The 12,852-nt window shown below is 56.4% G+C and carries 7 protein-coding genes; 5 read left to right on the top strand and 2 right to left on the bottom strand.

Annotated elements, in window-relative coordinates:
* Positions 1-221: 221 nt before the first annotated feature.
* Positions 222-1,250 carry an RluA family pseudouridine synthase gene (locus tag EV680_RS11210; protein ID WP_132954831.1) on the bottom strand — a complete coding sequence of 343 codons (1,029 nt, stop codon included), beginning with the start codon at positions 1,248-1,250 and terminating at the stop codon, positions 222-224.
* 589 nt (positions 1,251-1,839) lie between these two features.
* On the opposite strand from EV680_RS11210, the gene EV680_RS11205 reads away from it, so the two are divergent.
* The 5 genes from EV680_RS11205 (at position 1,840) to tldD (ending at position 12,591) form a co-directional block, all read left to right on the top strand.
* A complete protein-coding gene (locus tag EV680_RS11205; protein ID WP_207894343.1) occupies positions 1,840-4,728 on the top strand; it encodes an Rne/Rng family ribonuclease in 2,889 nt (962 codons plus the stop codon).
* A gap of 266 nt (positions 4,729-4,994) precedes the next feature.
* The gene (parC, locus tag EV680_RS11200) at positions 4,995-7,307 is read left to right on the top strand and encodes a DNA topoisomerase IV subunit A (protein ID WP_132954830.1); all 2,313 of its coding nucleotides are present in this window, start codon (positions 4,995-4,997) and stop codon (positions 7,305-7,307) included.
* A 169-nt stretch (positions 7,308-7,476) separates the two neighbouring features.
* A complete protein-coding gene (locus EV680_RS11195; RefSeq protein ID WP_132954829.1) occupies positions 7,477-9,069 on the top strand; it encodes an ATP-binding protein in 1,593 nt (530 codons plus the stop codon).
* Entirely contained in the window at positions 9,056-10,735 is a 1,680-nt protein-coding gene (locus EV680_RS11190; RefSeq protein WP_132954828.1) for a sigma-54-dependent transcriptional regulator, read from the top strand. The genes EV680_RS11195 and EV680_RS11190 overlap by 14 nt, the downstream gene beginning before the upstream one ends.
* A gap of 413 nt (positions 10,736-11,148) precedes the next feature.
* Complete coding sequence (gene tldD / locus EV680_RS11185; RefSeq protein ID WP_132954827.1) at positions 11,149-12,591, top strand: metalloprotease TldD; 1,443 nt, start codon at positions 11,149-11,151, stop codon at positions 12,589-12,591.
* Between the two features lie 53 nt (positions 12,592-12,644).
* On the opposite strand, the gene EV680_RS12045 is transcribed toward tldD, so the two are convergent.
* Positions 12,645-12,852, bottom strand: a 208-nt coding sequence (locus tag EV680_RS12045; protein ID WP_207894342.1) for a hypothetical protein, incomplete at its 5' end; no start/stop codon positions are given.

Below are 12,852 nucleotides of genomic sequence, written 5' to 3'. Positions count from 1 at the left end.
AGATAAGTATGTTTTGTTTGGCGACAAAAATTTTAACTTATCTGCCTTTCTTTTATCTGATTATTTTTATGACAAGTAATTGTCAGGACGCCCTAATGAAAGAGTAGATGCGACCAAAGCCAAATTTTTAAAATTCATCATGTTTTCCAAAGATAATTGTTTGAGATGTATGATTTGGTAATCATACGTGAGTTTACGTTAATCATGCAATTAGGGCAATGCTAATGTATTATTTTTTTCAGTAGGGAATCCGTTTGCAGTTCAGTAGGTTTTGATTGGCTGTTTTCCAACATGGCCATCATCTGCGCCAATTCCTGCGGCAACGGTGCAACCAATTTCAACGGCTCATCGGTGAGCGGATGGCTTAAATGCAATTCGGCGGCGTGTAAGAACATGCGTTTCAAGCCGATTTTTTGCAGGCGCTTGTTGGCCTGATAATCGCCGTAGCGCTCGTCGCCGGCAATCGGGCAGGCCTGCGATTGCATGTGCACGCGGATTTGGTGGGTGCGGCCGGTTTTGAGCGTGGCTTCAATATAAGTTAAATCGGAAAGGCCGATTTGGTGCAGTAGCGGGCCGGAAAAGCGCTGCAACACACGGAAAATAGTGTGCGCCGATTGGCCCTCTTCGCTCACGCGCACCATTTTTTCGCCTTGCGCGCCGGTGTATTTATAGAGCGGCAGCTTCACATGGACTTTATCTTGCGCGAATTTGCCCACGCCCAGCGCCAGATAGATTTTTTTCGGGTGGTCGTTGCGGATGGCTTCGTGCAGCTTCACCAGCGCGCTGCGTTTTTTTGCAATCATTAATAAGCCGCTGGTGTCTTTATCGAGGCGGTGCACCAATTCGAGATAACGCGCTTCGGGGCGGGCGCGGCGGATTTGCTCGATCACGCCGAAGCTGATGCCGCTGCCGCCGTGCACCGCCACGCCGGCCGGCTTGTTGATTACCAGCATGGCATCGTCTTCATACACAATCTCAAATTCGCGCGCGGGCGCAGCGCTGCTTTCAGACGGCCTTTGCTTTTCGGCAATGCGTATCGGCGGAATGCGCAGCACATCGCCCTCGGCCAAGCGGTCGGTGCCTTTGCAGCGCTTTTTGTTGAGCCGCACTTCGCCGGCGCGGATGATGCGCTGGATATGGCTTTTGGGCACGCCTTTCAAAACCTTGATGAGATAGTTGTCGAGCCGCTGGCCGGCATCGGCTTCGGTGATATTCAAATGATTGACCAAGTCTTTGCTAATTGTCGGCATTTTCTCTATAATCCGAAAACGGTTTTCCGTGTAAAGGCGCAGTATATCAATTCAGCCTTGAGGCCGTCTGAAAACGATGGCGGCCGGCAGAAAACCGTGCGCGCAGGCGGAGCGAATCCGGCTCAGGCGCAAATTGTGAATAGAAATATTTTATATTAAAAACGCACTCCATAAAGCAATTCCTTTGCCCTGCTGAAGCCGGCGGGCAGAGAGGTAGTTAAGTTTGACCTTTTCGGCAGGTGTTTGTCCGGCTGTAAGACGCCGCAGGCGCAGCGCTCGGGCAGGAATGCCGCCGAACGATGATAAGAAGACACGGCTCCGATTTTCGGGCGGCCGCGCGCGCCTCGGGCAGCGCGGCCGCTCAGGCGTTCAGCATGGCGTGAATCCATATCGGGCAACATCAAGCGGGAAAATGCCGCCGTTGCCTGTGTTTCGCGCCATGCTGCATGCCCGCTCTTTATTTCCAACCTTCTTGAATCCGTAAAGATGCCCCACACGCCGCATTATCCGCGCGGCCTGACCATTGGCGGCTTAATGAGTGTCGAAAACTGATTACACGCCTCGTGAGTGCAATAACGAGGTTGTTTACATGAAACGAATGTTATTTAACGCCACGCAGGCCGAAGAGCTGCGCGTGGCGATTGTCGACGGGCAAAGCCTTTTAGATCTCGATATCGAAACGCTGGGCAAAGAGCAGCGCAAAGGCAATATCTATAAAGGCGTGATTACCCGTATCGAGCCGTCGCTGGAAGCGTGTTTCGTAGATTACGGCACCGACCGGCACGGCTTTTTGCCGTTTAAGGAAGTGTCGCGCGCTTATTTCCAAGATTACGACGGCGGTCGCGCCCGCATTCAAGACGTGCTCAAAGAGGGCATGGAAGTGATTGTGCAGGTGGAAAAAGACGAGCGCGGCAACAAAGGCGCGGCGCTCACCACCTTTATCAGCCTGGCCGGCCGCTATTTGGTGCTGATGCCCAACAATCCGCGCGGCGGCGGCGTGTCGCGCCGCATCGAGGGCGAAGAGCGCCAAGAGCTCAAAGCCGCGATGGCCGAATTGGAAGTGCCGCGCGGCATGAGCCTGATTGCCCGCACCGCCGGCATCGGCCGCAGCGTGGAAGAGCTGCAATGGGATTTCAACTATCTGCTGCAATTGTGGCAAGCCATCGAAGAAGCCGGCAATGCGCATCACGAGCCTTACCTTTTGTTTATGGAAAGCTCGCTTCTGATTCGCGCCGTGCGCGATTATTTCCGCCCCGATATCGGCGAAATTCTGGTGGATAATCAAGAGGTGTATGAGCAGGTATCCGAGTTTATGAGCTATGTGATGCCTAATAACGTAGGCCGTCTGAAGCTTTATGACGACCACACGCCGCTGTTTTCCCGTTTCCAAATCGAGCACCAAATCGAGAGCGCGTTTTCGCGCAGCGTGAGCCTGCCCTCGGGCGGCGCGATTGTAATCGACCACACCGAAGCGCTGGTGTCGGTGGATGTCAACTCCGCCCGTGCCACGCGCGGTGCCGATATTGAAGACACCGCCTTCAAAACCAATATGGAAGCGGCTGAAGAAGTGGCGCGCCAAATGCGTTTGCGCGACTTGGGCGGCTTGGTGGTGATCGACTTTATCGATATGGAAAACCCCAAGCACCAGCGCGATGTGGAAAACACTTTGCGCGATGCGCTCAAAAAAGACCGCGCCCGCGTGCAAATGGGCAAGCTTTCCCGCTTCGGCCTGCTCGAATTGAGCCGCCAGCGCCTCAAACCCGCGTTGGGTGAAAGCAGCCATGTGGCCTGCCCGCGCTGCGCCGGCACCGGCGTGATTCGCGGCATTGAATCAACTGCGCTGCATGTGTTGCGCATCATTCAGGAAGAAGCGATGAAAGACAACACCGGCGAAGTGCACGCGCAAGTGCCGGTGGATGTGGCCACCTTCCTGCTCAACGAAAAACGCGCCGAATTGTTCGGCCTTGAAGAGCGCCTGGATGTGTCGGTGTTTCTGATTCCCAACACCCATCTCGAAAACCCGCATTACGAAATCAGCCGCGTGCGCACCGATGATGTGGATGAAGATGCTGCGCCGAGCTATCAGCGCGTAATCGAGCCGGAAAAAGACGACAACGTGCCCTTCGGCAGCGAAAAAGCCAAGGCCGCCCGCCCCGAGCCGGCGGTGAAAGGCGTGAAGCACACCCAACCTGCGCCGATTGTAGCGCCCGAGCAGCCGGCCGGCTGGTGGGACGGCATCAAAGCATGGTTCGGCAAGCTCTTTGCTGCGGAATCCGCGCCCGAGGCCGAGCCGAAAAAAGCCGAGCGCAGCGGCCAGCAAAACCAGCAAAACCGCCGCAATGCCAACCGCCGCCAAGCGCCGCGCCGCAACAGCAATAGCCATAATAAACGCACCGATGGCGAGGTGGAAAAAGCCGAAAACAAAGCGCCCAGAGCCAAAGAAGCAAGCGCCGAGCGCAACGGCGAAGCGCGCAATAACGACAACCGCAACAACCGCAATCGCCGCAATCAGGGCGACAATGCCAACCGCGAGCGCAACAATCGCGCCAATAACCAGCCGGCAGAGCAAGAGCGCCGCAATCCTGTGCCGGCCGAAGCCGCTGCCACACCGCGCGACAGCGAGCCGCGCGAACCCGCGCAAAACCGCCGCCGCAACAACGAGCGCAACCGCAATCAAAACGAGCGCCGCCACGAAGCCGAGGCCGTTGCTCAAGCCGAAGTGGTAAGCTTGGCGGCTGTGGCAGAAGAAGCTGTTGCCGCGCCGGTTGCCGTGGAAGCGCAGGCAGCCGATAGCGATACGCAGGCCGACAACAAGCGCAGCCGCAGCAACGAGCGCAACAGCCAGGAGCGCAACCGCAATCAGCGCGAGCGTCGCAACAACGGTAAAAAACGCAATATTCCCTCTGCCGCCAAAATCGAACAATATCTGATGATTGACGAGGCCGGTGACAAGGTGCGCAATGCCGTGGCGCATGTGTTTGGTGAAGCGGTTGAAGCGCCGGTGGCCGTGTCTGTGCCTGCCGCTGCCGTGGCTCAGCCCGAAGCGGTGCAGGAAACCGTGCAGATTGATGCCGCCACGCCTTTGCTGTTTGCGATTGAAGCTGATGAAGCACCCGCCCAAGCAGCGCCTGTTGCGGCAGATGAGCAAGTGATGGTCAGTGATGCAGCCGCCCAAGTGAAGCAGGCGGTGGCGCAGCTGTTTGAGCAAGCGCCGGTGGCTGCTGTGGATGAAGATGCCGTGCCGGTAGCACCGGTTGCCGTGGCGCAGCCGGAAGCCGCGGTGGCGGTGCGTGCTGATTTTGCAGGCTTCGATTTGGGTGGTTTGGTGCTGGTGCAAACCCGCGTGGAAGCGTTGGCCGCCGCTGCCGCTGCACCGCAGCCTGAAGCAGAGCCGGCATTGCGCCGCGCCGATTTGCCCAAAGCGGCGGCAGATGCCGCGCCGGATATGCCGCTGGTGCAGGTAGAAACCCGCCGCTAACCAAATAGTTTGCGGAAAAATCAAGCCCGGTTGCTTTGCAGCCGGGCTTTTTGTTGCAGAAAAACCCGCTGCGGCTTGTGGAAAAAAGGCGGCAGGCGGGCTTCGCGCCATGATGTTTCACGGCTTTGCGATATTGTTCAGACGGCCTTTGCGGCGGCGGGTAAAGCAGGCGTGCGGTGCGGCAGGGTTTGGTGACGCTGCCCAAGCCAAATCAGCCAAATTGCTTTACAATAGCATCCCAATATTATGTGATTTCCAGAGTGGTAATGAACGAAGCTGCCCATTTGCCCGCCGCCACCGGCGACGATTATCTGCTGCTCGGCCAATATGCCGAGCGCGCCTATCTCGAATACGCCATGAGCGTGGTAAAAGGGCGCGCGCTGCCTGATGTTTCAGACGGCCAAAAGCCGGTGCAGCGGCGCATTTTATATGCCATGAAAGACATGGGCCTCACGCCCGGTGCCAAGCCGGTGAAGTCGGCGCGCGTGGTGGGCGAGATTCTCGGCAAATACCACCCGCACGGCGATGCTTCCGCTTACGATGCGATGGTGCGTATGGCGCAGGATTTTACCTTGCGCTATCCGCTGATCGACGGCATCGGCAACTTCGGCTCGCGCGATGGCGATGGCGCCGCAGCGATGCGCTACACCGAAGCGCGGCTCACGCCGATTGCCGAATTGCTGTTGTCTGAAATCAATATGGGCACGGTAGATTTCGTGCCCAATTACGATGGCGCATTCGAAGAGCCGCTGCACTTGCCGGCGCGGCTGCCGATGGTGTTGCTCAACGGCGCATCGGGCATTGCCGTGGGCATGGCCACCGAAATTCCGTCGCACAATCTCACCGAAGTCACCCAGGCGGCGATAGCGTTGCTGAAAAAACCGGCCATGACGATTGCCGATTTGATGGCTTATGTGCCGGCGCCCGATTTTGCCGGCGGCGGTCAAATCATCACGCCGGCTGCCGATTTGCAGCATATTTACGAATGCGGCAAAGGCAGCGTGCGTGTGAGGGCGCGCTATGAAATCGAAAAACTGGCGCGCGGCCAGTGGCGTGTGGTGGTGGGTGAATTGCCGCCCAATACCAGCGCGCAGAAAATTCTGGCCGAAATCGAAGAGCAAACCAATCCCAAGCCCAAAGCGGGTAAAAAGCAGCTCAACCAAGATCAGCTCAACACCAAAAAGCTGATGCTTGACTTAATCGAAAAAGTGCGCGATGAGAGCGACAGCCAATCGCCCGTGCGGCTTGTGTTTGAGCCGAAATCGAGCCGCATCGAGCCGGAAAACTTCATAAACACTTTGATGGCGCAAACCAGCCTTGAGGGCAATGTGTCGATGAATTTGGTGATGATGGGGCTGGACAACCGCCCGGCGCAGAAAAATCTGAAAACCATTTTGCAGGAATGGCTCGATTTCCGCGTGATTACGGTCACGCGCCGTCTGAAATTCCGCCTTGGCCAGGTGGAAAAACGCATTCATATTCTCGACGGCCGCATGATTGCTTTTTTGCACATTGATGAAGTGATTCGTGTGATTCGCGAGGCCGACGAGCCCAAGCCCGAATTGATGGCGGCTTTCGACCTCACCGAAATCCAAGCGGAAGACATTCTCGAAATCCGCCTGCGTCAGCTTGCCCGCCTCGAGGGCTTCAAGCTGGAAAAAGAATTAAACGAATTGCGCGAAGAAGAAGGCCGTCTGAATCTTTTGTTGGGCGATGAAGGCGAAAAACGCAAGCTTGTTATTAAAGAGATGCAGGCCGATTTGAAGCAGTTTGGCGATGCGCGCCGCACCTTGGTGCAGGAAGCCAGCCGCGCCACGCTCACGCACACCACCGCCGATGAGCCGATTACGCTGATTTTGTCGAAAAAAGGTTGGATACGCAGCCGCATCGGCCATGGCCTCGATTTGAGCCAAACCGCATTTAAAGAAGGCGACGGCTTGAAGCAGGTGCTCGAAGGGCGCAGCGTGTGGCCGGTGGTGGTGCTCGATTCGCTCGGCCGCACCTACACCTTGGATGCCGCCGAAATCCCCGGCGGGCGCGGCGACGGCGTGCCGGTGGGCTCGCTGGTCGAGCTGCAAAACGGCGCCGAAGTGGCGGCCATGATCAGCGGCCTGCCCGAGCAGCATTATTTATTGAGCAACAGCGGCGGCTACGGCTTTATTGCCAAACTGGCCGATATGGTGGGGCGCGTGAAGGCCGGCAAAGTGATGATTTCGCTGGAAGCCGGCGAAAAAGTGCTGCCGCCGCAAGCGGTGTTTACGGTGTCGTTGATCAACCCCGATTGTAAAGTGGTGTTGGCTTCCAGCGCCAACCGCTTGCTGGCATTTGCATTGGGCGAGCTCAAAGTGATGGCCAAAGGGCGCGGCTTGCAGCTGATGAATTTGGGTGAAGATGAAAAATTGGCGCACATCGCCGTGGTGAGCACGCCTGAATTTATGGTGGAGAGCGTGGGCAAGCGCGGCGCGGCTCGATGCGAGCGTCTGCGTATTCAGGATATTGAAAACAAGCGCGGCCGCAAAGGGCGCTTGCTGGAGATATCAGGCCGTCTGAAAGCCATTGGCGGCACGGATGCGGAATAGTTAAAAAACATGTACGATGTTATATGTCATATTGCATCCGAAAAATAAGATAAAAACACGGCCATAACGCGAAAAAGCAATGTGGCCGGGCAAAGTAGTGCAGATAAACTGTGGTTGGGGTTGGGCATCATGCTGATGCAGGCGCACACATACTAGGGAGTTACGCTTGATGAGCACAGTTGGTTTATTTTCAAAGCGGGATTGGGAAACACAGAGCGAACGGATTCCGGGGCTGATCAACATCGCCCGGATTGCCATTTTATTTTCTTTGCTGGTGATTCAGATTGCCGGCAATTATGCCGACAGCGACGGGCCTTTGGCGATTTTTCCGCCGGCCGAATTTTACAGCTGGGCGGCCGTGTATGGCGTGCTGATTTTGGTGACGGTGCTCAAGCCCGAATGGCAGCGGCAAACGCTGGATTTGCCTAATGCCAATGCCGTGGCCGACATCACCATGATGATGATACTCACCTATATGGCCGGCGGCATCGATTCGGGCTTCGGCATTTTGGTGCTGCCTTTTGTGGCCACATCCTGCCTGCTCAGCCACGGCCGCTACCCCATGCTTTATGCCAGCTATGCGGCCATGCTGATTGTGTTGACCATGTTTTTGCTCGGCCACATCAGCTTTATGCCGTTTGATGTAGCGCACCACAGCATCATCACCGCGGCCTTATTGATCGGCGCATGCTATTTAGTGGCCGCGCTCACGGCTTTTCTGGCTTCTTATCTGCAAGCGGCCACCGAATCGGCAAGTAAGCACCAGCTGGCCTACCGGCGCGTGAGCGGGCTCAACCGGTTGGTGCTCAACCGCGTGCAGGAAGCGGTAATCGTGATTGATGCGGCTCAGCGCGTGTGGCTGTTCAACCGCCAAGCCAAAACCTATTTTCCCGGCTTGGCTGTGGACAAACAGGAAAATGTGTTCGGCGATTTGGTGGGGCGTTGGCGGCATCAGCCCGATAAAGCTTTTGAAACCGATATCCATATTTTCCAACATGCCATGCATGTGCGCGCCGTGCCGCTGATTCAGGAGCAAACTGAGCTTCTGATGCTGTTTGTGCGCTCTTTGCGCGAAGTGGCGGCCGAAGCGCTGGCCACTAAGCTCGCTTCGCTGGGCCAGCTCACCGCCAATTTGGCGCACGAAATCCGCAACCCGATGTCGGCCATCCGCCATGCCAACGATTTGTTGCTGGATGGCGATGCCGATCCCACCAAAACCAAGTTGCACGGCATTATCGACAGCAATATCCAACGCATCGACAAAATGCTCGAAGATGTGTCGCTGCTCAATAAGCGCGACAGCATCAGCCGCGAGCCGATTAATCTGATGCAGTTTTGGTTGAAATTCAAGCAGGAATTCACCCTCAATAATCCCGATGCCATCGGCTGCATGCGCATGAATATGGATGGCAGCAACCTGAGCGTGTTGGCCGATCCGATGCATGTGCAGCAAATTATGTGGAATTTGTGCAACAACGCCTGGCGGCACAGCCGCAAAAGCGAAAACGCCATCACCGTGCTGATCAAGCCCAGCGGGCGCATGCATATTTCCATTGTGGTGGCCGACGACGGCCAGGGCGTGTCGCCCGATGTGCGCAATCATTTGTTCGAGCCTTTTTACACCACAGAAAAACAAGGCACGGGGCTCGGCCTTTATGTGGCGCGCGAATTGGCGCATGCCAACTTGGGGCAGCTGCACTACCATCCTGAAATGAACGGATTCGAGTTGATTTTACCGAAGGAAAACAATGAGCAAGCATAGCCTGCAAGACCCGGTGTTGGTGGTGGACGATGAAGCAGACATCCGCGATTTGATGGAAATGACGCTGATGAAAATGGGTTTGTCGGTAGAAACCGCCGTGGGCGTGACCGATGCCAAAGCCAAGCTCGACGACAACGATTATTCATTGGTGCTCACCGATATGCGCATGCCCGACGGCTCAGGCCTCGAAGTGGTGCAATATATTGACGAATTGATGCTCGACACACCGGTGGCGGTGATTACCGCATTCGGCAATGCCGATCATGCGGTGGAAGCGCTCAAAGCCGGCGCATTCGATTATCTGCAAAAACCCATCACCCTCTCGCAGCTGCGCTCATTGGTGAAATCGGCGGTGAAAGTGAACGAGCCGGAAGCAGAAGAAGCCGCCAAACCTGCCGTTGCGGCGCCTGTGCCTGACCCCGCACCTGTGCGACCCACGCCGGCACGCCCGATTTCAGAGGCTGCATCTGCGCCGTTGCGGGCCGCCGCTGCGACAGCCCCTGCTGCACCGCGCCGAGGCGTGGCCGGCGGCATCGACACCCCCATGAGCGTGCCGGCCGGTTTGCGCTCGCTCAAAGAGCGCTTCAGCAGCGGAGAATCGGCAGCCATACCTGCCTATGCCGATGAAGTCGGCGGCGACCCGGATATGCCGCGCCTTTTAGGCATGTCGCCGCAAATGGAAGAAGCGCGCCATTTGATCCGCCGCCTGGCGCACAGCAATGTGCCGGTGTATATCGCCGGCGAATCGGGCAGCGGTAAAGAGCAGGCCGCCCGCAGCATACACGAATTATCAGAGCGCGCAGGCGGCGCCTTTATCGCAGTAAACTGCGGCGCCATTCCTGAAAATCTGATGGAGAGCGAATTTTTCGGCTATAAAAAAGGCAGCTTCACCGGCGCCGATGCCGACAGACTGGGCTTTTTCCAGCATGCCGACGGCGGCACGCTTTTTCTGGATGAAGTGGCGGATCTGCCGCTGGCCATGCAGGTGAAGCTTTTGCGTGCGATTCAGGAAAAAGCGGTGCGCCGCATCGGTGATGCCCACGAAACCCAAATCGATGTGCGCATTGTTTGCGCCACCCATAAAAACCTTGAGGCGCTGGTGGCTTCGGGCGCTTTTCGCCAGGATTTGTATTACCGCCTCAACGTGGTGTCGCTGCACATGCCGCCGTTGCGCGAAATGCGTGAAGATTTGGGCGGCCTGATTATGCGGCTGCTCAACAAACACCGTATCGGCAACAGCAGCTACCGGCTCAGCCCTAAGGCGCAAGATGCGCTGCTGCATTATAGCTACCCGGGCAATTTCCGCGAGCTGGAAAATATTCTCGAGCGCGCCGTGGCGCTCACGGTGGGGCAGATTATCCAGTTGGAAGACCTGCAAATCCACAATGCGCATCAAGCGCAGCAAGAATCGCCCGGGCGGGCGGGCGCCTCATTTGATGCGCTGGCCGATCCGCAGCCGCAAATATCGCTTTCGGCCGGCGCGGCGGCAGTGGCGGATTTTATCCCGGGGCAAACGCAGATTCAGGATTATCTCGATGAAATCGAGCGGCGGATTATCGAGCAGGCGCTGCAACAAACGCGCTACAACCGCACCCAAGCGGCCAAATTGCTCGGCATCAGCTTTCGTTCGATGCGCTACCGCATGGAGCGGTTGGACATCAATTAATTTTTCAGACGACCTGATACCCATTCGAGTGTTGGGCAAAAACACAAACGCAAAAGCACAAACCCGCTGTTTCAGGCAGCGGGTTTGTGTTTCGGTTTTGAGTATTTGATGTAAAGGGAACAATCTGCTCGATACGCGCACTCCGGGTTGGCTTAACAGAAAAAAGATTAAAGTGTTTAATGGCCGGCAAGGATGAATGTCGGTTGAGTTGATTATACAAAAATAATAATAATTATCAATACTAATTAAAGAAGAAAGTTTGATTAAAATATAACATTTTGAAAATCAAAAAAATTATTTTCAGACGGCATCGCTGCTTGATGGCATTCATAGCCATTGCCAATCAAAACACACCCTTGCAGGTGAATGCCGTATAATCGGCACACGATTATTTCAACATTATTGTGCTTTCCATGCCGAATATTTATCAAACCGTGCAACACGATTTGCTCACCGCCAATGGTTTATCTGCCGAGATGCTGGCGCAAAGCCTGAGCCTGATTGGCAGCCGCCAAGTGGATTATGCCGATATTTATTGCCAGCGCACTGCTTTTGAGAGCTGGCATCTCGAAGAGGGCATGGTGAAATCGGGCAGCTTCCAAATCGATCAAGGCGTGGGCGTGCGTGCAGTGGCGGGCGAGAAAACCGCGTTTGCCTATGCCGACAGTCTCAATGCCGAAGCCATCGGCCGTGCCGCCGAGGCCGTGCGCGTGATTGGTGCGGCGGGGCGGCAGGCCGAAGTGCGCGTGCCCTCAGTGCGGCGCGGCAAACAGGTGCACGTCGTGGCCAATCCGATTGCCAGCCTTGATTCCGCCGCCAAAGTGGCGCTGCTCAATAAGGTGGAAGCGCTGGCCAAAGCCGCCGATCCGCGCATTGTGCAAGTGATGGCCGGGCTCACCTGTGAATACGATTTGGTGTATGTCGCCCGCCTCGATGGCAAACACAGCGCCGATATCCGCCCGCTGGTGCGTCTGAGCGTCACCGTGATTGCCAAGCAGGGCGAGCGGCGCGAGCAGGGCAGCGCCGGCGGCGGCGGGCGCTTCGATTTGGCTTATTTCGATGAAAAGCTGGTGGGCGAATATGTGCAAACCGCCGTGCAGCAGGCGCTGATTAATCTCGAAGCCCGCCCCGCCCCCGCCGGCGCGATGACGGTGGTGTTGGGCAGCGGCTGGCCGGGCGTGCTTTTGCACGAAGCCGTGGGGCACGGTTTGGAGGGCGATTTCAACCGCAAACAAACCAGCGCTTTTGCCGGCCGCATCGGCGAGCGCGTGGCCGCCAAAGGTGTCACCGTGGTGGACCAAGGCGACATTGCCGACAGGCGCGGCTCGCTCAATATTGATGACGAAGGCAACGCAACCGGCCGCACCGTGTTGATTGAAGACGGCATTTTAACCGGCTATCTGCAAGACGAAACCAACGCGCGCTTAATGGGCGTGGCGCCCACCGGCAACGGCCGGCGCGAGAGCTATTCTTCCGTGCCCATGCCGCGCATGACCAACACCTTTATGGAAAGCGGCAGCCACGAGCCCGAAGAAATCATCGCTTCTATCGATAAAGGGCTTTATGCGGTGAATTTCGGCGGCGGCCAAGTGGACATCACCAGCGGAAAATTCGTGTTCAGCGCATCGGAAGCCTGGTGGGTGGAAAACGGCAAGCTGCAATATCCGGTGAAAGGCGCCACCATTATCGGCAACGGCCCCGAAGTGCTGAAACACGTGAGCATGATTGGCAACAACAGCACGCTCGATGCCGGCGTGGGCGTGTGCGGCAAAGACGGCCAAAGTGTGCCCGTGGGCGTGGGTCAGCCCACCATGCGCATTGATGAAGGCTTAACCGTGGGCGGCCGCGAAGTGTAATCACTTTGCATGCCGGAATAAATGAATAGGCCGTCTGAAAGCTTTCAGACGGCCTATTCATTTGTGGTTGCGATGGCTTGATAATTAATACCAATCCAAAAAAATAACCTAACTTCGTTGTCTCGCCTTGCCGTACTATCTGTACTGTCTGCGGCTCGCCGCCTTGTTATAGATTCGGCAATTAAATATTGAAATTTCAACATTAATCCCCATTTCTCCCCAATGGAAAAAGAAGACGGAAGAAAACTTGCAGCCGAAGCC

The organism is Uruburuella suis (assembly GCF_004341385.1).
Lineage (GTDB): Bacteria > Pseudomonadota > Gammaproteobacteria > Burkholderiales > Neisseriaceae > Neisseria > Neisseria suis.
Note: the sequence above shows the minus strand (reverse complement) of the source record. Positions and strands in the feature narration are given on the sequence as shown.